General features: G+C 36.2%; 28 protein-coding genes. All 28 read left to right on the top strand.

All coding sequences use genetic code 11. From position 1 onward, the window contains the following. Nucleotides 1–30 precede the first annotated feature (30 nt). Nucleotides 31–741, top strand: a complete 711-nt coding sequence (locus GYY70_RS05165) for a hypothetical protein (protein WP_174831488.1) — start codon at nt 31–33, stop codon at nt 739–741. Beyond that, complete coding sequence (locus tag GYY70_RS05170) at nt 734–1,441, top strand: hypothetical protein (RefSeq protein WP_174831489.1); 708 nt, start codon at nt 734–736, stop codon at nt 1,439–1,441. Before GYY70_RS05165 ends, GYY70_RS05170 begins: the two co-directional genes overlap by 8 nt. Then, on the top strand, nt 1,434–1,901 hold the full coding sequence (locus GYY70_RS05175; RefSeq protein WP_174831490.1) for a hypothetical protein: 468 nt from the start codon (nt 1,434–1,436) through the stop codon (nt 1,899–1,901). Before GYY70_RS05170 ends, GYY70_RS05175 begins: the two co-directional genes overlap by 8 nt. A gap of 30 nt (nt 1,902–1,931) precedes the next feature. Continuing rightward, the gene (locus GYY70_RS05180) at nt 1,932–2,396 is read left to right on the top strand and encodes a hypothetical protein (protein ID WP_174831491.1); all 465 of its coding nucleotides are present in this window, start codon (nt 1,932–1,934) and stop codon (nt 2,394–2,396) included. Between the two features lie 118 nt (nt 2,397–2,514). Next, nucleotides 2,515–2,811, top strand: coding sequence for a hypothetical protein (locus tag GYY70_RS05185; RefSeq protein WP_174831492.1), 297 nt, complete (start codon nt 2,515–2,517; stop codon nt 2,809–2,811). Between the two features lie 85 nt (nt 2,812–2,896). Beyond that, nucleotides 2,897–3,289 (top strand): hypothetical protein, encoded by a 393-nt coding sequence (locus GYY70_RS05190; protein ID WP_174831493.1) that lies wholly within the window; start codon nt 2,897–2,899, stop codon nt 3,287–3,289. Nucleotides 3,290–3,302: 13 nt separating this feature from the next. Beyond that, a complete protein-coding gene (locus GYY70_RS05195) occupies nt 3,303–3,524 on the top strand; it encodes a hypothetical protein (protein ID WP_174831494.1) in 222 nt (73 codons plus the stop codon). Between the two features lie 236 nt (nt 3,525–3,760). Continuing rightward, nucleotides 3,761–4,576, top strand: coding sequence for a hypothetical protein (locus tag GYY70_RS05200; RefSeq protein ID WP_174831495.1), 816 nt, complete (start codon nt 3,761–3,763; stop codon nt 4,574–4,576). Between the two features lie 56 nt (nt 4,577–4,632). After that, the gene (locus tag GYY70_RS05205; protein WP_174831496.1) at nt 4,633–4,842 is read left to right on the top strand and encodes a hypothetical protein; all 210 of its coding nucleotides are present in this window, start codon (nt 4,633–4,635) and stop codon (nt 4,840–4,842) included. 19 nt (nt 4,843–4,861) lie between these two features. Next, the gene (locus GYY70_RS05210; protein ID WP_174831497.1) at nt 4,862–5,179 is read left to right on the top strand and encodes a hypothetical protein; all 318 of its coding nucleotides are present in this window, start codon (nt 4,862–4,864) and stop codon (nt 5,177–5,179) included. A 679-nt stretch (nt 5,180–5,858) separates the two neighbouring features. Next, nucleotides 5,859–6,332: an antirestriction protein ArdA gene (locus tag GYY70_RS05215; protein WP_174831498.1), complete on the top strand. Its 474-nt coding sequence runs from the start codon at nt 5,859–5,861 to the stop codon at nt 6,330–6,332. 107 nt (nt 6,333–6,439) lie between these two features. Next, nucleotides 6,440–6,715 carry a hypothetical protein gene (locus GYY70_RS05220; RefSeq protein ID WP_174831499.1) on the top strand — a complete coding sequence of 92 codons (276 nt, stop codon included), beginning with the start codon at nt 6,440–6,442 and terminating at the stop codon, nt 6,713–6,715. Next, nucleotides 6,712–7,227, top strand: coding sequence for a hypothetical protein (locus GYY70_RS05225; protein ID WP_174831500.1), 516 nt, complete (start codon nt 6,712–6,714; stop codon nt 7,225–7,227). Before GYY70_RS05220 ends, GYY70_RS05225 begins: the two co-directional genes overlap by 4 nt. Before the next feature lie 491 nt (nt 7,228–7,718). Then, nucleotides 7,719–8,054, top strand: a complete 336-nt coding sequence (locus tag GYY70_RS05230; protein WP_174831501.1) for a hypothetical protein — start codon at nt 7,719–7,721, stop codon at nt 8,052–8,054. Next, nucleotides 8,024–8,293, top strand: coding sequence for a hypothetical protein (locus tag GYY70_RS05235; protein WP_174831502.1), 270 nt, complete (start codon nt 8,024–8,026; stop codon nt 8,291–8,293). Before GYY70_RS05230 ends, GYY70_RS05235 begins: the two co-directional genes overlap by 31 nt. Beyond that, complete coding sequence (locus GYY70_RS12335) at nt 8,290–8,481, top strand: helix-turn-helix domain-containing protein (RefSeq protein ID WP_174831503.1); 192 nt, start codon at nt 8,290–8,292, stop codon at nt 8,479–8,481. The genes GYY70_RS05235 and GYY70_RS12335 overlap by 4 nt, the downstream gene beginning before the upstream one ends. Next, nucleotides 8,469–8,837: a dATP/dGTP diphosphohydrolase domain-containing protein gene (locus GYY70_RS05245; protein ID WP_174831504.1), complete on the top strand. Its 369-nt coding sequence runs from the start codon at nt 8,469–8,471 to the stop codon at nt 8,835–8,837. Before GYY70_RS12335 ends, GYY70_RS05245 begins: the two co-directional genes overlap by 13 nt. 14 nt (nt 8,838–8,851) lie before the next feature. Next, entirely contained in the window at nt 8,852–9,076 is a 225-nt protein-coding gene (locus GYY70_RS05250; RefSeq protein WP_174831505.1) for a hypothetical protein, read from the top strand. Beyond that, nucleotides 9,046–9,972 carry an ATP-dependent DNA ligase gene (locus tag GYY70_RS05255; RefSeq protein WP_174831506.1) on the top strand — a complete coding sequence of 309 codons (927 nt, stop codon included), beginning with the start codon at nt 9,046–9,048 and terminating at the stop codon, nt 9,970–9,972. The genes GYY70_RS05250 and GYY70_RS05255 overlap by 31 nt, the downstream gene beginning before the upstream one ends. Next, nucleotides 9,969–10,799, top strand: coding sequence for an FAD-dependent thymidylate synthase (locus GYY70_RS05260; RefSeq protein ID WP_174831507.1), 831 nt, complete (start codon nt 9,969–9,971; stop codon nt 10,797–10,799). The genes GYY70_RS05255 and GYY70_RS05260 overlap by 4 nt, the downstream gene beginning before the upstream one ends. Nucleotides 10,800–11,057: 258 nt before the next feature. Beyond that, nucleotides 11,058–12,017 carry a hypothetical protein gene (locus GYY70_RS05265; protein WP_174831508.1) on the top strand — a complete coding sequence of 320 codons (960 nt, stop codon included), beginning with the start codon at nt 11,058–11,060 and terminating at the stop codon, nt 12,015–12,017. Further along, nucleotides 11,977–12,723, top strand: a complete 747-nt coding sequence (locus GYY70_RS05270; RefSeq protein WP_174831509.1) for a DEAD/DEAH box helicase family protein — start codon at nt 11,977–11,979, stop codon at nt 12,721–12,723. The genes GYY70_RS05265 and GYY70_RS05270 overlap by 41 nt, the downstream gene beginning before the upstream one ends. Then, on the top strand, nt 12,713–13,657 hold the full coding sequence (locus GYY70_RS12340) for a helicase-related protein (protein WP_174831510.1): 945 nt from the start codon (nt 12,713–12,715) through the stop codon (nt 13,655–13,657). The genes GYY70_RS05270 and GYY70_RS12340 overlap by 11 nt, the downstream gene beginning before the upstream one ends. Nucleotide 13,658: 1 nt before the next feature. Next, nucleotides 13,659–16,559 (top strand): hypothetical protein, encoded by a 2,901-nt coding sequence (locus tag GYY70_RS05280; protein WP_174831511.1) that lies wholly within the window; start codon nt 13,659–13,661, stop codon nt 16,557–16,559. 231 nt (nt 16,560–16,790) lie between these two features. Beyond that, a complete protein-coding gene (locus GYY70_RS05285; protein ID WP_174831512.1) occupies nt 16,791–17,609 on the top strand; it encodes a hypothetical protein in 819 nt (272 codons plus the stop codon). Nucleotides 17,610–17,651: 42 nt separating this feature from the next. Next, complete coding sequence (locus GYY70_RS05290) at nt 17,652–18,191, top strand: PolC-type DNA polymerase III (protein ID WP_174831513.1); 540 nt, start codon at nt 17,652–17,654, stop codon at nt 18,189–18,191. A 113-nt stretch (nt 18,192–18,304) separates the two neighbouring features. Beyond that, the gene (locus GYY70_RS05295) at nt 18,305–18,868 is read left to right on the top strand and encodes a hypothetical protein (protein ID WP_174831514.1); all 564 of its coding nucleotides are present in this window, start codon (nt 18,305–18,307) and stop codon (nt 18,866–18,868) included. Next, nucleotides 18,868–22,053 carry a DNA polymerase gene (locus GYY70_RS05300; RefSeq protein ID WP_174831515.1) on the top strand — a complete coding sequence of 1,062 codons (3,186 nt, stop codon included), beginning with the start codon at nt 18,868–18,870 and terminating at the stop codon, nt 22,051–22,053. The genes GYY70_RS05295 and GYY70_RS05300 overlap by 1 nt, the downstream gene beginning before the upstream one ends. Nucleotides 22,054–22,056 lie beyond the last annotated feature (3 nt).

A 22,056-nucleotide genomic window follows, 5' to 3' on the forward strand; every position in this document is an offset into this window, starting at 1 on the left:
GGTGAGCTTTAATTTTTAGGAGAATTAATTATGACTAAGAAATTTAAATTTTTAAAAAAGGCTCCGAAAGAAGGTCAAACCGTCTTTCTTTTAACTCCGGAGGATAGTAATAGCTTTTATCTGCAAATTCTGTGGACGGGAGAAGCTCATTCTTATAATTGGCTTTCCGAGCGCAGAATCTATTTAACCAAAAGAGACGTTAAACGTGCTGCTAAATTTATAAAGAATTTTATAAAATCCCACAAAGAACAACTAAATTATATTACATCTGAGCCTGAACCTGAAACCGAAGTCTGGTATGGCCTCGATATGGACGGTTCTGTGGACGATCCTAGGAGTTTTGTTTTCAACCCTATGAATGCAAACCATCAATCACTATTAAAACTAGGTTTACTTTATAATAGCTCGGATATGGTTCAAAAAGCCTCAAAAATAATAACAAAAGCTTTGGCTATGGAATATAAAAGATTTAAATATAAATTTTTAACGGAGGTTCCTGAACCTGGATCCATTGTTTATTACCCACATTGTGGTGTTGAATCCGGTGTTGAGGGATGGGAGTATGACCCTGATGCGCCTGAATTTGTTCGCTATTTAAAACTTGGATTACTTTTTTCTAAAAAGAAACATGCGTTACGCGCCGGTAGAGCTATGCTAAAACAAATTAATCCTTTAGGTTCTAAACGATTAAAGCTTACTAAACAATGGACTTTATTAACTAACGAGGGAGACCATGACTAAGAAATTTAAATGCTTAAAAAAGGAGCCTAAAGAAGGTCAAATAGTCTATTTTTTGACTAATTATAGTACTAGTGGGTATTTGAACCGTGAATGGAAGGGTATTCACGTTGAAAAATATTGGCTCACAATTTATAGAATTTACCCAACTGAAAAGGACGTTAAAAGAGCACTCGAATTTCTAAAGACCTTCATAAAATCCCATAAAGAACAATTAAAATACATTACATCTGAACCTGCACCAGGAACTAAAGTCTGGTATGGTGTAGATATGGATGGTCTAGAGCTTGATTCTAGAAGTATCTATTTTGACTTTAAGAATGAAAGACACCAAAGGTTGTTAATAAACGGGTTTCTTTATAATACCTCTAAAGACCTTAGAGAAGCCGCAGGTATAATAACAAAAGCTCTAGCTATGGAGCAGAAAAAATTTAAATATAAGTTTTTAACTAAAGCTCCAGAGCGAGGAACAAAGGTCTATTATTCATATTTTGGTCTTGAATCTGGTGTTATATGGACTAAATATGACCCGGAGATACCTTGGCATGTTCGTTATTTAAAACTCGGATTATTCTTTTCTAAAGAGAAACATGCATTACGTGCAGGTATAAAAATGCTAAACCTGATAAACCCTACGATTCCAAAATTACTAAAGCCCACTGAACAGTGGGCTTTCTTGACTAAAGAGAGAGACCATGAGTAAAGAATTTATCTGCATAAACGGATTACCTGAATTAGATTCAATTTATTTTTCTTTGGATTTTTCAGACTTTGATAAAGCTTTAGCAATTAAATCCGTACATGATTGGGTAGAAAAAGAACTTACAAGACTTTCTCTTTGCTTTTTGACTAAAGAAGATGCTCAGGAAGCTAAAAAGTTTCTTTTTGAGTATATGAAAGAGAATCCTGAGGAGTTTTCATATATTACAGACGAACCCGAAGCTGGAACAGTAATTTGGATGGTAACCAATGCTTTTCCAGAATATGTGCCAATCAGTGAAACATTGATATATGACCCTTCCAATCCGGAATCTAAATTCAAATTTGAGTTTGGTTTGCTCTATAGAACACAGGAAGATGCAGATAAATCAATAAATACTATGTCTAGAGTAATTTCCGAAAAATCAAAGCATAATGAAGACAAACTAACCCAAGCCAGCTAACCGCTGGCTTTTTTAATAGGAAATATTTAAATGTCTTTTGAGAACAAAGAAGAACTCAGTTCAACTATTAATGACCTTTCAAAGTCAATTTACAAACATAACTCTGAGGTTGGTTGGTGGGATGATTTGGCGGCAAAACGATTCCGAAAAGATAATATATCGGATATCGATCACCTTCCTGAGGGTTATAAATCTGAAGTATTAGATAGTATAAATACGTCTATAAATCTTATAATAACTCAAAAATTAGCTTTAATTCACTCTGAAATAAGTGAAGCTTTAGAAGGTTTAAGAAAAGACCTTAAAGACGACCACTTACCTCAGTACGATATGTTTGCGGTAGAACTGGCTGATGCCCTTATTCGAATTCTGGACCTGGCAGGTGCATTTAACATACCAATTGGCAATATTATGATGGAAAAATGGGACTACAACACTAAACGTGTAGACCATACCAGAGAACATCGTTCAGGTACTAACGGGAAGAAGTTTTAAGTCAAATTTGTAACGCACATAAACAAAGCCACTATACAGTGGCTTTATTTTTAAGGAGATTAACAAGGAAAATGATTCAGATTTTGAAAAATTAATTTTAGAGAAAATTGATAAAAGAGTGGATTTAACAGAAAAAGAACTTAAAAGACTTGTAAGAGACTTCCCTTATAAAGAGCATGTCAAAGAAGAAGGTATAGCTGAAGCAGTTTCAACTATAGTTAAACTGCAAGACCAGTATTTCTCAATTTTTTGGTGGTATTTTCCTGTAATTTCTGGTTCTTCTTCTGGTTTTCTTGATGAATTTAATTCCAAATTCCCAGAACAGCCAGTCAAAGTGGATTTGAAATCACTTATTAAGGGTTCTAAGCACTGTGCAAACAGTCAAGAACAGGCTACTTTTAAAGCACGTCCTTAGGACGATTAACTTCATTGTTAATTATTAAATTGAAATATGGCCACTATATAGTGGCCATAATTTACATATTGATTATGGAGAGTTTATGAATAATGAATATTCAGGAAAAGAACAATATAAAGTTTCAGAAGATTACTTTTTCCCGGATTGTTATGTAATTTTTGAAGTCGATTTTAAAAATAAAAATTTATATGAAGTCATTGAACAAATGGCTATTTTTCATGATCTAGAGCTCACTGAAGATAATTTTATTGAGTGCTTACAGGAATGCCTGCAAATTATTTCCAATTTAGCTTATTCATACCTCACATCTGAGATGTGCGGATATGGTCGTTGGTCTTCTATAGAAGATTATATTGCACAAACGGTAGGCTTTCCTGATGTTGATGGGAGCAAAGGAATTACTTTAAAAGTTGTGGAGTTCAGTGCTAGGCTTGATCCATATGATTTTAATATTGAAAAAATACAAAATAATTAAAAAGGAGTTATATATGCTGGAAGTTATTAAGGTGCCCGAAAAACCATTTGTATTTCCTGTTGCTCGAAGACACATAGAGGGAAATTATATTGTTGTGTTTTTTTCTACAGACAAAGGGTTTGTTATAAAACCTGATGAAAGTGTTACTTATGAATTGGGTGAGGAGTTTACTAGTTGGACAAACTGTTTTGATCATGAACACTGGGAACCTGTAGATATCACAATTACAGGTTAAACTAAAAAATCTGAAAATGAAAATGAAACCAATTCCAGTCGCTATAGCGACTTTTTATTTATCTTGATCTGTTGACCGCCCAGCACGCAGGTGGCGGAAGTAACAGCGTGCAGCACGTGACTGGAGTTATTTCATCCAGTAGTACGTGCCGACTAGCCGCCGTAAGCGGCCATTTTATTGTCTAACTTTAGACATAACTATATAAATATTAGATTTTCTTATTAAAAGGTTTATAAATGAAGAATGTAGAAGAGTTTATAGTTACTCAAGAATGGCTTGAAACACTGGAAGACTGTGTAAATAACGATATTCAAACTTTTAAAAAGCATTTTCCCAATGGTGGGAAAGTTTCAGAAGTACTAAAGCTATGTGAGGATTTTGATTACGGAAGTTTAGGTGTTTTATTAGTAAAGAATTTACCTTTTAATAAAAAACCTTTAGTACGAGACTATGTAAATGGTCATCTTTTTTATAATGGAAATGTTCATATTACCGGGAATGTTGTTTCTCAAAAGCAAAAGCGAATTATTGTTAAAGGGAATCTTAAAATTAATGGAAAATTAGATCTTAGAAACTGGGCGTTAGTTGATGCGAACCGTGTAAAGGCTAATGAAATTTATTTAGATAATTATGCGAGTATTTACGTAAGAACTAAACTTAAGGCTAATATTGTTGTTATTAATTTTTATTCATTTATCAGAGGGCATTCTGTAATTAAAAGTCTTAATATACTTTATCATGGACAAATTCATGCAGCAAACATCAAAGCTAATATTGTTAATATGACTAGCTACGCTAATATTTTTGGAAATATTAAAGCTGATATTTTTACTATCACTTCTGGATACGTTCATAAAAATGTTAAGGCTAATATTATTAATCTTTATGGTGGACAAGTTATCGGTAATGTTGATGCGAATGAAATTATTAATTCCGATGGGGTGATTTGGGGGAATGTTAACACTATCAAAATTAAAATTATTAATTACGATAGTGTTAAAGGAGAGATTACTTATAAATGCTCTAATGAACGCAAAAAAGCCAGCACCTAGCTGGCTCTTATTTTTGGAGAATATTTTGAACTTCTAATTCTAAAGGAAAGAATTCTATGAAAACAAAATTATTTCTAGTCGCTATGGCGACTCTCTTTATTGCTGGTTGTGGTTTGCAAAGCACGATTTCATCCTGGAGCACGATTGAACTGCGCAGGACTTTAGAGGACGGTCGGACAGTTACCTGTTTAATTTTTGATTCTGGAAATTCAGGTGGAATAACTTGTGATTGGGAAAATGCTAAGCCAGTTAAGTACCAGCTCTAATTAACTTATGGAGAGTACTGTGTCAGATAAACAAACTATTGAAAAATACCTTTTAAATAAAATTGATAGAGGTGAATACCTAAGTGAACGCATACTTGAAAAGCTAGTTTATACTTTTTCGCATACAGATAAAACATTACGAAGGGATTGGGGCTATGAACGTGTAGCTTCTATAGTAAAACTATCGAACAGATATTTTTATCTGGAGTATGACTCGGAGGATGACGGGTGGTTTTACAAATATACGTTTGACGATCAACCTACAGAAGTACACTCAGAAATCCGTATGGAGAATCGAGTACGTTGGATTACTTCTTCCGGAGAGCTTCTACTTTAAAGTCAGCACTTAGCTGGCTTAATTTTTTTTTTTTGGAGCGATATTTGAAAAATTTATTTATTTTATTGTTTTGCTGGGTCCTGTGTTGTTTGGTTGTTCTAGTGGGATTCCCTTTTGTAATACTTATAGATCTATTAAAAAGTTTATACCGTAGCCTTAGAGAGATTAATGAAACTATATTAGACGATGCACCCTCCTCTGCATTAATAACATGGTCATCTTTAATTTTATTTATATTGTTCCCGATGTTCATGATCCCATTGCTTTGGTTTTTCGACTATAAGAATCATCGTAAACATATGTGGTCTGATATTTTTCCTTTTAGGAAATAAGACTGAATACATAACTAAAATACAAAGGAGTAAGATGTCAACCTTTATTCAAATTCTTAATATTTTAAATGATAACCTACTATCCATTGGATTAATAATTTTTAGTCCTGCTATTTATCAACTTGTTCGTACTATTACACTCTTTTTAGTGTGGAAATTTTCAGTAAATCAAAACAACATTATTGTGATTGAATACTACCCGAACAGGGAATTTAAAAGAGTAACTATATCCAAGCCGGATAAGACGAAAAACCTGAACCAGATAAACAATAACTAGCCAGCTAACCGCTGGCTTTTTAATTAAAGACCGCCTTAATCCGGAGGTCTTTTCATTTTAGGAGAACTATATGTATGCTGGTGTTTATGTAGGAACTTATAAAAAATATAACGAAGGTAACGATAATAAATTAGCTGGTAAGTGGCTGGATATGTCAGATTACGATAGTTATGATGACTTTATCGCTGCCTGTAAAGAACTTCATAAAGATGAAGATGAGCCTGAGTTTATGTTTCAGGATTTTGATTTTGATTCGGAAGTTCGACCTCTATTAAAACAGCTTGTGAAAGGCTCACAAGTTGACCCTCAAGCTTGGGATGTGTTTGAGTTAGACTCCGAGGGGTTGACATGCGTTTTAGCTGCCTGGGGTAACTATGATAGTGATTTATCTGTAAAAGAAGCTCTAGAAGAAGGGAGAAAGTCGTACATAGGTAGCTATGACTCGGAGCCTGGTGATTATGTCTACGACTTCTTGGAAGAGATATTAAAGGCTTTACCTGGGTCAGTAGATCCTAAAACAGGGGAGCTATATAGAACTTATTAGTTTATTTTAGATCTTGTGGATTTAGACGAGGCCGTTCAAGCGTTTAAATATGATAATTACACATTTACTGATGGGTATGTTTTTCAATTTAGATAATTAGAGGTTTTATGGAAACTACCGAAACCAGTGTAGCCAGTTTAATTAAAAGTGATTGTTTAATTACAGAGGCAGATGAGTTTATAGGTGACCTTTACAACAAAGACCCCGTTCATATGGCCAAAATAAATGCGTTAATTCTGGCCGGTATTTTAGATGGAATAGACTCAGATATTTTAAAAAGTCTGGCTGAAGAATTTAAAAATATTAAGATCAACAACCCTGAGTTTTTAAATCAGGTGGCCAAAACGCTGGATAATACCCCCCTTAACTGCTCAGTTTCATGAGCATTGAAAATTTTCAGTTTAAAGCCTCAAGTATTAGTGTAGCAGCCGACGATTGTTGGGATTTGTCAGATGATTTAAGGTTTCTTATTCAAGCTTATCATGATGCTTATGAATTTGTTTCCAGAACCAATAAGAAAACTATCTTTTATCAGTACAAGTTATGCTACGGGAAGACTTCTGGTTTTCAGATTCTTATTAACTCTGAATTAGAACTTGAAAGTTTTATATCAGATTGTTTATTACAGTGGAAAACTGAGAAATCCTTACCAACAGTAAGTGGGGAAACCAACAGGCTTAATACCCTACTCTGTTTTTCAGTTGTTCCAAAAAACTTGAATAAAACTAACCTAAGGAGGGCCGTAAACAGAGAATATAAACTTATGTATAACCAGTTAGTAGACTTTGCTAATTCTGTTGGGTTAGGTGAAGTCACTGAAACAGGTTCGGTTAATTATTTTAGTAATTTGAGGAAATTTAGTGCAAGAAGGCAAGCAATCTTATCGTGTATTTAAGAATACATATGAATATGCAATTGTAGAATTGGATAAAACTGTTAAAAACCCTGAGCAACATGTTCAGGGTTTAATTTTATCCGGTAAATTAAAATTTAGGGATTCTGAAAACTCTCTCACCGTCATACCCGAGCATAAATATAAATTAGGTATCTTAAATGATAAGTAGATTTAAAAATTGATTATTAAATTAAGATATTAAACAAGTATTTATATATATAATGTGTACATTTATTACAAATTATATATATTTTTTTGAACACTTGATATAATAACCTTCGATACGAAGTAAGTTGTTAAAAGTAGTATGAATAAAGGTTTACTTATGAAACATTTGTCAGATTCAGACATAAACCAGATTGTTCAAAATTTGTCATTACAGGAGGTAGATATTTTATTAAAAGGTCTAATTCGTACTGTTGAGCAGGAGGATACCTCTATACCGAATCGATTCTATGGTTTTCTACTGAATGCTATCAAGGAGTACAAGGATGACCATTAATATCATTTATGGGATACCCGTAATGATAATTAGGGGTTCTCTAAGTGAATTTGAATATAACTTAGAGAGTTATTTAAAACGTAATAAAACCCTTAAATTTATTGAGAATAATTATGTTGGCAATAAATCTTTACTAAAAATAGTTGCTACAGCCTCTGGTTATTATCAAGATTCTTATATTCACTCTAAAAATAACTATGAAATTCTAATAGCGGCGAAGAAAAACTATTTCCCTAACAGTAATGCATTTAAAAATAGTTTTTATCTTCCAACCACTTATTTGGAGATATCTCAATGGCTGAAATCCCAATCTCAACAACCCTAGACTCTGAACTAAGACCGTATTTAGAAGCAGCATGTAAGGGAGACTGGTGCCCTCCTCTTACAGAAAAAATTCAAAATACTGAGCCTGATAAGTTAATACAGATACTAAGTTCAGCAGAAGAAAATTTAAAAAATATGGGTTATGCCGGTCCAGGTTCTTTAAATGCCATGTTTGTTATGTATCTAAATCGAATTAGATCCTTAGTAAAAAGACATTTATATAAATTGGAGATTGTATGAGTAAAGATTTTTATTCCGTATCAGATGTGGCTAAAGTATTGAACGTATCAGTATCCACTATATATAGATGGGTTAGACTTGGAATTCTGCCTCCGTTTGACCGATTAAATGGCAAACTCCCTGCTGGCTATAACCGAGATACTTATGCATATATATTAAGATTCGAGGGTTCAAAATGCCCGGTATAAAATATGACAATGGAAAACCCCGTTTAGATTTAGTAGACCCTAAATGGCTAACAGCGGTTGCTACGGTTTTAGGATTCGGAGCAGAAAAATACTCAGATCATAATTGGCGGGAGGGCTTGAACTGGAGCCGCTTGTATGCAGCTCTCCAAAGACATCTGACTGCGTTTCATTCTGGTGAGATAAATGATCCTGAGTCAGGACGTCCTCATCTTATTCATGCGGCTTGTAATTTGATGATGCTATATGTATTACAGGAAAAACCTGAATTGAATGATTTATATTGGGCAGCAATAAATCAATCAAAATCTGGTTGGGAAGAATTGTGTAAGGGGTTTAGTGAAGTTAAGAAAAGCTAAAAGGATTTTATTGTGTGTTGAATAAAACTATTCCAACAGCAGCATTAGTGTATTTAAAAGATATTGAAGAAAATAAACCAGACCCACGGGCAGCTAAGTTATTAATGCTGTCCAAGTATGGAGTTTTGCGTATCGGCACCCCTGTGGATGGCTTTGACGTTGCGTGGTCTGAGTTACCTAAAATTCCAAATTCTGTAAAGGATAAAATGTGTCGAATGAAAAATTCAGAGTTATGTTAGCAGCAACCTTGAAAAAAGGTCAAGAAAAAGATTTAAAGTTTCCACTCTTGGCATCACCTAAAATTGATGGTGTGCGTATGTACATTAAGGATGGTGTAGGTTATACCCGTTCTAATAAGCTAATTTCTAACAAGCATGTACAAAATATCATAAAATCTTTTAACAATATACTGGATGGTTGTGATGGTGAGTTAGTAGTTGGTAACCCTTATGATAAAGATGTATACATCAATACATCAGGTGCTGTTAGAAAAGAATCTGGGGAACCGGATGTCACTTTCTGTGTTTTTGATCTTTGCCACATCCCAGACATGGATTATGAAAACAGACTCCGTTTACTATTGAGGCCTTTTAAAGGTTTCAGAGTCGCAAGTGAGGATTTTCCAGAGGTCTTTTTTCAACTTGTTGATACCAAATTAATCACTTCATACGAAGAGTTAGTAGCTTATGAACAAGAAGTATTAGCTCAAGGTTATGAAGGAGTAATTCTCCGTTCCCCTACAGCACTGTACAAGCAAGGTCGTAGTACCCTTAAGGAGCAGGGTATGATAAAGCTGAAACGATTCTTAGATGCTGAAGCTGAGATTATTGGTTTTGAAGAACTAATGCATAATCATAATCAGGCAGTTACTAATGCACTTGGACTTACTGAGCGTTCTTCTCATAAAGAAAATTTAGAAGGGGGTAACAAATTAGGAGCTTTAATTTGTAAAACACCTGAGGGTGTTGAGTTCAAAATCGGTACTGGGTTTAACGATGCCCAGCGTCAGGAATTCTGGAAGCGTCGAGATGAGTTACTTGGTCGGTTAGTAACATATAAGTATTTTTCACATGGTATTAAGGAAGCACCTCGCCACCCTGTTTTCTTACGGTTACGGACAAGCGGGGATATATGAAATTAGCAAAAGTAGAAGTTAAAGTATTAGCTGATTCTATCAGTTCACAAGGATGCCGGATAACTACTCTGAATCTGAAATATCCCAGATACATCCACTCTGAGTTTATGACTCATAGAATGTTTTCCCGGAATGCTTCAAGTAGCCGTGCTGTTCCAGTTTCCAGAATGCTAAAGAACATTTGGGATAATTTTGTTACACCTGTCCGCTGGGGTAAAAATCAGGCGGGAATGCAGGCTCAAGATGAAAATCTGAAAGGCGTCCGTCTTTGGCTTGCAAAAGCTATTTGGTATGGCATGGCCATAAATAATAGTCTTGGTGTCTGGATTCTCTCTAAGTTAGGTCTACATAAGCAGTGGGCAAATAGACCTACAGAATGGTTTTCTCAGATATCTGTAGTAGTTACAGCTACAGATTGGGATAACTTCTTTGCATTACGTTGTCACCCTGCTGCACAACCTGAAATTAGAAACTTGGCAGAGAAAATACGAAATGCTTTACAGACTTCTAAGCCTAAGTTAACCAATATACATCTACCCTATTACTTAGGTGGTGATCATGAAAACCAATCACCTTTAAGATTGATGGAATTATTTGGTAAAGATTCAGCAGCACGTTGTGCTCGTGTTTCCTATCTGAATCATGATGGAAACTTTCCATCATATGACGAGAATGCAAAGTTATACGATAAACTTGTAGGAAGTAAACCAGAGCACTATTCACCTCTTGAACATCAAGCTATTGCTTGTGAAGATACAGAATACTACGCAAACCTCAGAGGTTGGAAAAGCCAACGAACCCTGCGTGAAGAGGGGAAAATATGTTAATACTTAGAGTTTTAAACTTAAATACTGAGGCTTTTTATCAGATAATTCATTATGCCTTAAATATAAGGTTGACGAACACTCGTTAGATTCAGTAGTATAAGGACTTGGGTTGGAACTTTGTTCCGCCCAGGTTTTTCTATGGCTTTTAATTGTTCTTTTTTGATTTAAATTATTTCAATTTAGAACTTTTATAGTGACGAGGGTTCTATGTCAGCACTTTTACAGCCGTTTGTATTTAAGTATATGGATACAGGGGAGATGAAAACTTTGGAGTTTATCCCTGATGGAAGTCTTCTTCCGGTTTCCAGAATTGTTAATTGTTTAGGTATGAATTGGAGAAATAACCATGAGAGAGTTCGAGTATATAAGTCTTTTCAAACTTTAAAATTTAGTGGCAGGTCTCAGAGGGAGGCTGCTCTGGATGGAGAAGATTTTATTTCATGGCTTTTAAGCGTGAATCGCTTAAAAGTGAAAAAACCAGAGTTAGTAAAACATTTTCAGGAGCATTTTCCGATTTTGTGGCGGAATTACAGATATGAAGTTGAAAATCCACACCCCGAAGTAGAAGCAATCGGTGACCGTTCAGAGGATGATCCCGAATACAAAGCTATTATGCAGGAGATGGGTATAGATACAGATACAACTATATATATAGACAGAGATTTGAGTAAACCGGAACGCTATATAGCTCTCTTAGCAAAATTCAGACACATGGATCCTATGGGTCTTCGGTACTACCGTTCTATAAAAGAAGTACGACTCTGTCAGGAACTTCCTAAAAATATGCAAGAAAAGTTAGGTAAGACTTATAGATTGATTCGTCATCCTTTTGAATTAGAAATTAATGTATTACGACACAAGATTAGACAAGGGTATCTACCAGATTATGTCTTTTTTTTAGAATATCCGGAATATTACGATAAAGAACCTGTCATTCAAGCTGTCGTAGAGTGGGATGCGTCAGGCAAATCGATACAAAAATTACAACAAGTAGATATTTCACCGTTATCCTCCCTTGAATACTACGAGAAGGTTCAGAGAAGAAAACAAGAAGATAAAAAAATTATGATAGAAAACTTTAAACGTGAGGTGGACGTAGATAATGACACAGATATTTCAGAATACGCTAGAAAAAAGTGGGATTTCTCCAGCCTTGGAATCCCCCAAAAATCTGATTATGACCCCAACTACGGAACAGCTCGAGCATGGGCATCTTAGGTTTAGTCCTAAGCAGCACTTTGTCAGTGCAGAAGAATATAAGCGTCTTCTAAATGAATTACCAGCAGAAGAGGTTGTTGATTATTATCCTTTATCTAATGCTGCTGAATTAGTAGAAAACCAGTTTTCGATACCCTTTCCACTTTATCCATACCAATCGACTTGGGTAAATGCCTTTGCAGATAAACCGGCTGCGGGAATGTATTTTGAAGTTGGAACCGGAAAATCTTTAACCGCACTAGCTGCATCTCTCTATCACAAGTTACAAGGGTATGAGACAACAATTATTTTAATGCCCCCTATCCTCTTAACTCAGTGGGAAGAAACTATCAAACTAGTTCCTGAAATTAAACGTGTTCAAATCTATGCTGGTACGCCAGATGAACGTAGCAGAATTTCTTTAGATGTTGATTATTTGCTTATGTCTATAGAGGTGTTTAAAAATGATTTTAAACGTTTGTTTGACTTCTTTCTCGATAAGAAAGTTACCCTCATCGTAGATGAAGCTACATCTATGAAAAATATTGCTACAGGGAATTATAAAGCGGTCAAGGCATTCTTAACTGGTCAATCTGCGTTATTTTTAAATCATAAAGCAAAGACTAAAAGAAAACAGTCTACTAAGACGTCTGCCCAAAAACAAGACTCAACTGAATCAATTAATTTATTACAGCAATTGTTGAAGGATACATATCGTGGTAGCTGAACGTAGATTTATAGCTATGACTGGTACGCCTCTGACCACACCCGACGATGCTTATGCCTATATTTCAATTACGAACCCTGATGCTTATGTATCTAAAAAATGGTTTGATGCTAAGCATGTGAAATCCAGAGATTTTTTTAACAAGATTCTTGAGTATAAGAATGAGGATGAGTTAAATGAAAACTTTTTGTTTAATAGTGCAAGGGTTTTTCGTAGGGATGTAGATAAGTATTTACCTGAGGTTATTTTCAAACCTATTTTTTATGAATTAGAGAAATCACATAAAGAAGCTTATGACAGTTTAGCTGAGAATGCTTTATTTAAATACGGCAATGAGAAAATTAATGGGAATACAGTTCAGAAGCTTCACATAATGTTGCAACAAATAATCGTAGGTTATGAGTCATTTTTTGAAGATGAAAAATCTAAACAAGAAGCCCGTAAAAAAGTAAAAGCTTTTGAACTTATTGAACAGATTATGTCAGAACTTGGTGGCCGGAAGTTAGTTATCTTTGCCTATTACCAGAACACAATTAGGGCTTTAAAAGATTTTTGTAAACCCTGGAATGCTGTAGAAATTTACGGAAAGCTAACAGCGAAAGTCAAAATGCAAAATTTGAATCGATTTCTTAAGGAAGATGATTGCAAGATTTTAATTGGCCAACCCTTATCTATGGGTTCTGGTTTAGACGGTATCAAGAAAGTTTGTACAGATATTTTATTTGTTGAGCTACCTATGATACCTAAAGAATTGATTCAGGCTATAGGTCGAATTGATAGAAACGGTCAAACAGAAACTTGCCGGGTTAGACTAGCTTGTGCCAAAGGTACAGTACAAATGCGCAGACAGGAAATTTTATTAGCTAAAGATACTATAGCCAACCGGATCCAATATTCCTATAAAGATTTACGTGATTGGTTGTTCGGAGGTTAAAATGAGTTGGTATTATAGTGTCATGACCGGAAAGAGTCCGTGGCAAACCTTAGAAGATATAAATCGCCAAGACTATCTTAATGAGCATAAACCTGAGTTTATGACTATTCTGGATTGTAATGCTAAGTGGAATAAAGGTGAACCCCCCCCGGAAAACCTGGCTTACCGAGGACCGTTTTATCTTGATTGGGACAGTGACGGAGATATCAATTCAGTTTTAGAGGACGTCCGCAGTTTTATGCGAAAACTGCAAGAATTGGGTTTCGATTTACGTCAGGCGTCATGGTGGTTATCCGGACGTAAAGGTGTGCATTGCACTATTCCTATGGTTTGTCTGATGTCAGAAAAAGCAAAAAATCTTGCAATGCTGAAAGGTGTTCCTGACCTACCTGACATTTATAGAAGTTTAGCTTGGGAGTTAATTACACCTCATTTAGATATGCGGGTTTATACTGCCAAACGTGGAAGAATGTGGCGTACTACCTATCGATCACGAACTTTGGACAACGGACAGATTTCGTGGAAAGTCCCTATCCACCCAGAGCAACTACTAACTCTGGATGAACAGGGTTACTGGGATTGGTGTTCCCAAAAACGTCCGGATATCCGCCCGGAGGATGCGGAATTTAATAAGGGGCTATCAACTCTCTATTCTGTTGCTATAGCTAACTTAAATGAACAGAAGAAGACAAGAGCTAAAAATAAGGCTAAGAAACTAAGTTTCCCTAATCCGAGTGCTGTACCTACTATTCAGGCACTGTTTTCAGGAGATGCTGTTAATCAAGGTAAGAACCTGAACGATATAAAGTTACAGATGGCTATTGCTGCGGTAGCTGTAGGTATGAATACTCTGGAACATGAAGATAAATATATAGAATCTATTAAAGGTTTTATTGAAAAACGTTCGCAAATAAAGGGGTTAACCCATTCATCCAAACATGACATAGAAGTAGCTATGCGTGAGGCTTTTCGGTATGTAGCTGAAAATAACTATTTTGAGTATACTTCAATAGGTTTAAGGTCTATCTTACAAGAAGAATATGCTTCCAATCTGGATTATTGCGGTATAGATATGAAGGATGAAATTGAGCGCGTAAAATTTGTTCAGAATATGGCAGGTGACATGCACGCCAGTGATCTTGGCGTTGTACAGTTAACTTCTAAAGATGTTTTAACTGTATCAGACTATGCTTGGAAACCTGACTCACTCCAAGTAATTAGAGACGAGAATGGTTTAATTACGCACTATAGTGTGATACCTGTAGTTCTGGGTAACTCTTTACCCAGAATGGTTATATCGCTAGCTGAGCTGAATAATCAGGTTAAATTCTCTTTACATATTCAGAAATTAGGCGGACATATAATGGGTTTGACCATGAAAGAGTCTAGCCGGTTTCGTCAGGCATTGCTTAATTTTGCAGGATCATCTTCTGATGGTTATGAAGAATTAAAAGCCACCTGTCTTGAAGGTGTATATGTTGATGTGGCGGATGCTAAAGAAAATGAAGAACATCATACAGAAAGTCTGTTTAGTCGATTCTGGGTTGAAGCCAAGACTACTCATGAGGGGGTAGTTTCAAAATCTTCGATACATAACTACCCTTTTTATGTAGATGCTTCAAATGAAGCGGGGATTTTTAAGACAGATTTATTTAATGTACCTGAACAAAATAAGAGTGAGTTGCAGGAAGCTGTAAAACACTTATTAGATTTAAATGGTAATACTTATAGTTTGTCTGTGGTTCTGGGTTGGTTCTCCGCATGTTTTATTAAACACATTTTGTATAGAATGGACTTAATAAAAAATTTTCCATTAATGCAGATTGTGGGCCAGGCCGGATCAGGTAAAACTACAACTATTAATTTGCTGTTGAATCTGTTTTCGTTTAAAAATAAGTTAAATGTATTAGCTGCGAATAATACTTCACGATTTGCGATTGAGAAACGGTTGGTCAGTTCAGCTTCTATTCCGGTAGTAGTGGATGAAGTAAAGCCTCAGAATGTATCACCTCAGTGGTTACAAGACTTCAGAGGTCTGCTTCAAGTAGCCTATACAGTTGGTTCAACCGTAAGTAAGGGTGGAGGCAACACTGCCGGCTCGCATTATGCAGAGTTAAGCAATCAACCCATGCTGGCTCCTATTGCATGGCTAGGGGAATCGATAGACACATCGCAAACGTCACTGCTGGAACGTCTTGTTCCGGCCATGTTTCATTTGGATGACAAAGTGGGTCGCGCAGAACATGTTAAATTTCTGTCCAGAAACGAAGTACTGATCAGTGCTCTTGGCTATTTACTGGCCAAACGTGCTATTACATGTGATTTACTTGATTTAAAAAATTCTTATCTTACTGTTGAAGAGGAGGTTTCTCATCTTTTATATAACGGAGCAAATGACCGTATTGTTTCAAATGCTATTGCTGTAACAGCCGGTTTTGACTTCTTTACAGCGACATTATTTGAGCATTTCGGAGATGTTTTTACAGAAAAGTTAAAAGCAATGCGTTTAGCTTTACTGAATAAAGCTTTCTGGACTACAGAAGTAGCCAGTGAAGTAGTTATGTTTATGAAATCTATGTCGAATGCTTCCAGAGAGTCAGATATTTCTGTTGGTAAGATTGTGATTGGAACACATTACCGCTTTATGGATGGCGACAGTGCTGCGGGCAGAGTTCAATACTTAATTGTTTCTGCACCCAGACTATTCTTTAGTTATAGAAAACGCTGTAAAGAGATTGGAGTCGTACCTGTTTATTCATCTGATAGAGAACTTCACTCTGTTCTGAAGAATGCGTCTTTTGCAGTCGACTCTTTTACAGATACCTCACTAGGCACAGATTGTATCAAAATTGATGTTGCCAAAATGGAAGAAGCCGGTGTAGCTAATTTTAGTACCAAATAGTTGATTCAACCCAAATTTAGTCTTGAATTGGATTTAAATTTGGGTTATTATCAACTCAACCATATAGATGGTTAGTTTTCTTTTCCTTCTATATGTTCAAAAAAGTATCAATAACGAACCATTTAACTATGGTTTGAATTTTTATACTTTTTTGATGTTCTAAAATATATCCTTATTGAACTTTATTTATTACTTTACTGAACTTTATTATCATTTTATGAAAGAAAATTTATGCTAGAACAACCTTTAAATTCCACAGAAACAACTAACAACTCTTTAAATTCCACAACTCTAAATGAAACAGGTAACACAGTTCCTCAGGTAATCTCAACACAAAATCCTGCTACAGTCACTAATCCTGGGGCGAATACCAACGTATTTAATATTTCTAAACCAAAAGAGCGCAGAGATTTGTCGAACTCTCATAGCGTTATGATTAAAACGTCTGGCATAGCTATAGCTCAGACTAAAGGTGGTACTCCTAATATGTTACTGGAGTCCGCAATTGTTATACCAATTTCACTTACATTGTATGACAAATTGAGTTTAAACGATGGGAATTCTGAAGAAACCCCTGCTATATCTGTTACAGCTTATAACGGTATCGTAGAAGAAGAAGGGGTCTCTTACTCTCAGGAAGACTATTTAGCCAAAGTTAGAAAACAATATCCCAAGGCAGATTGGAAAAAACGCGGTGCTTTGTATTGTAAATTTGTTTCAGGTGAACCTCTAAAATCTAAAGGGGTACCAACATCCCCAGGTATAGAGTTAGCGCTTAAAACAATAGATTTTGTAACTGTATTTTTGTCACCAACAAGTTTGAAAGCTTGGGACAATGCGGAAGAAAGTTACCGTTATCAAGCAGCATGGAACCCCGGAGCTTGTAATTGTGTTCAACTTGCTAAAATCGATAAAGAGGCCAAAATCCGAAACAGTAATGTATCTTGGTCACAGTTTGAATTTACTGCTGTAAATGTAGTTAATTTAAAAGAGGTATTAGCTCGCCAAGCTCAGCAAAATAGTATCGCAATTCCGGAACAAGCTGCCTAATAACTATTAAAGGCGTTGTAATCAACGCCTTGTAAGGACTTTATGTATATTTTAGGTATTGATACAGAAACAACTGGTGTAGGGTATTTTGCAAAAGTAGTAGAGCTGGGAGCAATTTTAGTTGATGCTAAAACTTTAAAAACAGTTGATTGTATAAGTCAAAGGATTAACCCTTTAATTTCCATTCCTGAAAGTGCTTCTCGTATTCATGGTATTACTGATGAGGATGTGAAGAATGAGCCAACCATTGAAGAAGTATTTAAAACATCTCCTTTTTTAAATTGGCTACAGGGTGTTGATACTATATTTGGTCACAATGTGAAATTTGATATACGGATGATTGGTGGAGATAGATTTTCTGGGAAACAGATTTTAGATACATATCCTTTAGTTCGTAAACAGTTTCCTGAATGGGAGAATCACAAACTGCAAACCGCAGTGATGAATCTAGAATTAGAGCAAAGACCTGCTCATGCTGCTTTGAGTGATATCGAATCTACCTGTGACATTCTTAGATACTTTTTATCCAATCTCAATTTAACATTTGAAGATCTATTGAAAGGTTCTCAAAACAAATCTTGAGTTTTACTGAGGATTTTGAAAGGTTCCTGACTGCACTACCTAAAAGTGCAGTTTTTTCCAGTCCAGCGCGAGAGCCAATATTTAAAGCTCCGACTATTGCGTTGGAAAAACAAATGGTTTTCGGATTAAACATTTTTGAGTGGCAACATCCAATCCCTGAAAATAATACAAACAGATTATTTGATTGGATCTACAACCCGACAATACCTGAATTACCCCCTGATGTTCAGAAGTGGTTATTAAACAGCTCAACTGTGCAGAACAAACATGCGCAAAGCTTCAGGTATTTTCTCTGGTTACTCACTGATGTTTTAGGGGAACTAAATGCATTGGATAAGCATCGCGGTTTAATAATTACAAATGAGCAGTTGCTTATCAAACTTAATGATGTAAATCTCGGATGGAGCCACGACCGGTGGGGTTTGTGGACTGATATCGCTCTAAAAAACTATCAGAATAAAACATCCGTCTCCCCTATTAAATGTCTGAAATCTTTTCAAAACAGTCCGGTTAATCTACGAGATGAGTGGGCACATGACCTTTATGTCTACTGTGTCAGTGTTTTTCCTCTCATTTTGCATAAACCGGACGTTAAACAGAACTTTCTGAACGTATTAGAAATTGCCCGCGTCTTATTTCCGGGCAAAAACACAAGTTACAGATTCTGGAGACGCTAATGCAAGTATTTGCTGATACTAGTGGTATTCTTAAAAAAGCCCTATTTGCTGGGAAAGATAGTGAATTTGGGTACATAGAAGAACTTACAAATGAGAATGATGAAGTTACATCTCAATGGATAAATACTTCACAGTACGGATTTGATAATGCTACTAATGTACTAAAAACCTTTTGTGAACAGCTTCACTTAAATCCTAAAGATATCGTCTGGGTAAAAGAAGGAAGAGCCGGAACTCAGTTCAGAAAAGCCATCTATCCTGAATATAAACAAGGTAGAACTAAATCCCAGGCTATCTTTAATGAGTACAATAAACTAGAAGAAATGTGGACTGAGGCTATGCTCAATCTTGGTTCACAAGTTGTTTCACATCCAGGGGTTGAAGCAGATGATTTGATTGCATGGTTTGCTCAAACTATAACTGAGGAGCCTGTATTGGTTTGGTCAGTTGATGGTGACTTAGCTATTCTTTCGAAACATTCAAATGTATCTACCTATATAAACGAAAACTTAAATACTAACCCATTCGGCGACTTCCCCGTGGGCTTTATAGATGTTTATAAGGCTACTGTAGGTGATACTTCGGACAACATCAAAGGTGCACCAGGATTTGGTAAAAAAGCTTTTGAAGCTGTTTATGCTAAGTTTGGAGATAATGGTTTAGAAGTTTTACGTAGACTCATTGAAACTAAGTCTTTAGTAAAGATGCAGGAAGACGTAGAGAAATGTCCTCAGTTACAAAAACTGATTGACCACTCACAGTCTGTTGAACTGTCCTTAAAATGTGCCAAACTGCATACTGAAATGATTCAACCGTCATTATTAGAATGGCAACATGGGGTTAATAAGACTGGTGTGATTCATCACCCAAATCTTTTGAATTACGCTCAAAAAGTAGTTGGTGTAACCCAAAGTAATTTCAATGAAGTCTTTAGCCAGATTAAACGGATTGCAACAGAAAGTCCCTATGTGTCTCTGGATATTGAAACATCAACTCCGGAAGAGTCAGATGACTGGCTGGCTGCGATAAATGCAACTAAAAAAGGGCATGGTCAGAAACTAGACGTTTTTGGATCTGAGTTAGTTAGTGTGCAATTAACTCTGGGCGGCAATTTTCAATATACATTTGATTTCAGTATTAATCACGCTAATACAGAGAATCTTTCGCTAGAAATGGTTGAGCAAGTTCTACTATTTCTTAATCCCACCCATAGGTTTGTGATCCAGAACGTTAACTTTGAGCTACCTGTCCTGAAAAATACTTACGGATGGTTTTTGCGAGACATTGATGACACTAAGTTAATGGCATCTTATGTGGATGAAAACAGTCCGTTAGGCTTAAAAGAAAACTCAAAACGCTGGTTGAATTATGAACAGGCTACATTTGCTGAGACCGTTACTGATTCTGATGGCCACATCCGGAAGATGGACGAGCTGACTTTAACAGAGGCCTTAAGTTATGCCTCAGATGACACGATCTGTACTGCTGCCCTCTTCCAGTGGTATCGCTTATTTATGCTTACAGAGCAAAGCTGGGAAATCTACCGTAAGGTTGAAATTAGCGCAGCGTTCTGGACAGCACAAGCTTTTCTGGATGGTTTGAATATCAACTTGGCTACGTTAGCTGCATTAGATAAACGAGATAAAGCCGAATTAGAAAAATACCAGAATGAAATTTATCAATTTCTGATTAAAAAACAATGGGAAGGTACAGTATTCAAACCTCTGACGGAGGAGAATTATAAAACACCCGCCGGTATTAAATATGCATATCAACTTTTAAAAGGTCAACCATTTACGACACGTAAACGTAAATTTGAAGCTTTACTTGAAGAGCTTTCTTTAGCTGGTGCTGACGATTTACGAAGCTGGTTAGAGGATGGTGATCTTGAGTATTTAAACAAAGCTTTAAAAGCTGTGTTTAAGGGTCAACCTGATTTTAATTTCAATAGCCATGACCAGTTAGCCAAACTTATGTACGAGACTCTACAGCTACCTGTCCGTATTCGGAATAAACCAACTGGGCTTCAACCTTTTTATGAGGAAGGGGGTTCACCTAAGACAGATGCGGATGCTATAGAGCTAGCTATCTGCTATGACACTACAGAATATACAGAATATACAGAAAGACGGAAAGTATTAGAAAATCTATTAGTAATAAAGACATTACGAACTAGGTTTAATCTGTTTTATAAAACCTATCGGATGCTTCCACACTGGAAAGACCGGAAAATCCATGCCAGTTTGAACCAGTGCAGTACGAACACCCGCAGATTCTCTTCATCCAATCCGAACCTGCAACAGTTTCCTAAAGGTGCCGGAGATTTCCGTACTATTATAGAACCTCATCATAATCAGGCCATGATAGTGTCGCTGGACTTTTCAGCGCAGGAGTTAAGGATTATTGCTGACTTATCTCAGGATGAAAATATGCTCTCCTGTTATGTTGGTGAAAATCTACGAGACATGCACTCCATTACTGGTGCCAAAATTTCTGGTATGGACTATGAAGCTTTCAAAGCTATTCAGGTTAATGAAGACGACCCTCGTCACAAAGAGATTTCAAACTGGCGTAAATTAGCTAAAACAGTCAACTTTGGCACACAGTACGGGGTTGAGGCACAAAAATTGTCAATTACACTACGTTGCTCTGAATATGATGCCTCTGAATACATCAAAGCCAAAGTCGATGCTTTCCCTGGTGTAGAGCAATGGAAAACCCAAGTAGTCAAACAAGCCAAAGCCCTTGGATATAGTCTGACTATGTTAGGCGCACGTCGTCATCTTGAGAACATTAATAGCACTAATATCTATGAAGCGTCAAAAGATGAACGTCGGGCGGTTAATTTCATGGTGCAAGGTTCCGGTGCTGAAATGACTAAACTTGCAATGGGACGTATTTATGAAGCAGGTATCAGAGATAAATATGATATTCGTTTCCTGGCTCCGATTCATGATGAGTTAGTCTTCTCTATTGCTATTAAGGATATGCCAGAAGTTATCCCGATAATCTACAAAGCTATGACTGCACCTTATGCCAATATGCAAGTTCCTATTCAAAGTTCTGTCTCAATCGGCTGGACGTTTGGTGATCAGCATGAGTTAGGTGATGACGTTGTTCCTACGGCTGAAAACATTACTGCGCTTATTAACAAAGTGTCTGATCGCGAATTACAGGCTGCATGAGGG

Origin of the sequence: Snodgrassella sp. ESL0324 (assembly GCF_013344955.1) — a bacterium.
Taxonomy (GTDB): Bacteria; Pseudomonadota; Gammaproteobacteria; order Burkholderiales; family Neisseriaceae; genus Snodgrassella; species Snodgrassella alvi.

Coding starts and splice junctions, on each gene's coding strand:
- GYY70_RS05170 (WP_174831489.1), top strand. CDS start 734: ATGACTAAGAAATTTAAATGCTTAAAAAAGGAGCCTAAAGAAGGTCAA.
- GYY70_RS05260 (WP_174831507.1), top strand. CDS start 9,969: ATGAAATTAGCAAAAGTAGAAGTTAAAGTATTAGCTGATTCTATCAGT.
- GYY70_RS05295 (WP_174831514.1), top strand. CDS start 18,305: ATGGTTTTCGGATTAAACATTTTTGAGTGGCAACATCCAATCCCTGAA.
- GYY70_RS05195 (WP_174831494.1), top strand. CDS start 3,303: ATGCTGGAAGTTATTAAGGTGCCCGAAAAACCATTTGTATTTCCTGTT.
- GYY70_RS05215 (WP_174831498.1), top strand. CDS start 5,859: ATGTATGCTGGTGTTTATGTAGGAACTTATAAAAAATATAACGAAGGT.
- GYY70_RS05225 (WP_174831500.1), top strand. CDS start 6,712: ATGAGCATTGAAAATTTTCAGTTTAAAGCCTCAAGTATTAGTGTAGCA.
- GYY70_RS05180 (WP_174831491.1), top strand. CDS start 1,932: ATGTCTTTTGAGAACAAAGAAGAACTCAGTTCAACTATTAATGACCTT.
- GYY70_RS05200 (WP_174831495.1), top strand. CDS start 3,761: ATGAAGAATGTAGAAGAGTTTATAGTTACTCAAGAATGGCTTGAAACA.
- GYY70_RS05205 (WP_174831496.1), top strand. CDS start 4,633: ATGAAAACAAAATTATTTCTAGTCGCTATGGCGACTCTCTTTATTGCT.
- GYY70_RS05235 (WP_174831502.1), top strand. CDS start 8,024: ATGGCTGAAATCCCAATCTCAACAACCCTAGACTCTGAACTAAGACCG.
- GYY70_RS05290 (WP_174831513.1), top strand. CDS start 17,652: ATGTATATTTTAGGTATTGATACAGAAACAACTGGTGTAGGGTATTTT.
- GYY70_RS12335 (WP_174831503.1), top strand. CDS start 8,290: ATGAGTAAAGATTTTTATTCCGTATCAGATGTGGCTAAAGTATTGAAC.
- GYY70_RS05230 (WP_174831501.1), top strand. CDS start 7,719: ATGACCATTAATATCATTTATGGGATACCCGTAATGATAATTAGGGGT.
- GYY70_RS05245 (WP_174831504.1), top strand. CDS start 8,469: ATGCCCGGTATAAAATATGACAATGGAAAACCCCGTTTAGATTTAGTA.
- GYY70_RS05265 (WP_174831508.1), top strand. CDS start 11,058: ATGAAAACTTTGGAGTTTATCCCTGATGGAAGTCTTCTTCCGGTTTCC.
- GYY70_RS05220 (WP_174831499.1), top strand. CDS start 6,440: ATGGAAACTACCGAAACCAGTGTAGCCAGTTTAATTAAAAGTGATTGT.
- GYY70_RS05270 (WP_174831509.1), top strand. CDS start 11,977: ATGACCCCAACTACGGAACAGCTCGAGCATGGGCATCTTAGGTTTAGT.
- GYY70_RS05190 (WP_174831493.1), top strand. CDS start 2,897: ATGAATAATGAATATTCAGGAAAAGAACAATATAAAGTTTCAGAAGAT.
- GYY70_RS05175 (WP_174831490.1), top strand. CDS start 1,434: ATGAGTAAAGAATTTATCTGCATAAACGGATTACCTGAATTAGATTCA.
- GYY70_RS05280 (WP_174831511.1), top strand. CDS start 13,659: ATGAGTTGGTATTATAGTGTCATGACCGGAAAGAGTCCGTGGCAAACC.
- GYY70_RS05165 (WP_174831488.1), top strand. CDS start 31: ATGACTAAGAAATTTAAATTTTTAAAAAAGGCTCCGAAAGAAGGTCAA.
- GYY70_RS05300 (WP_174831515.1), top strand. CDS start 18,868: ATGCAAGTATTTGCTGATACTAGTGGTATTCTTAAAAAAGCCCTATTT.
- GYY70_RS05285 (WP_174831512.1), top strand. CDS start 16,791: ATGCTAGAACAACCTTTAAATTCCACAGAAACAACTAACAACTCTTTA.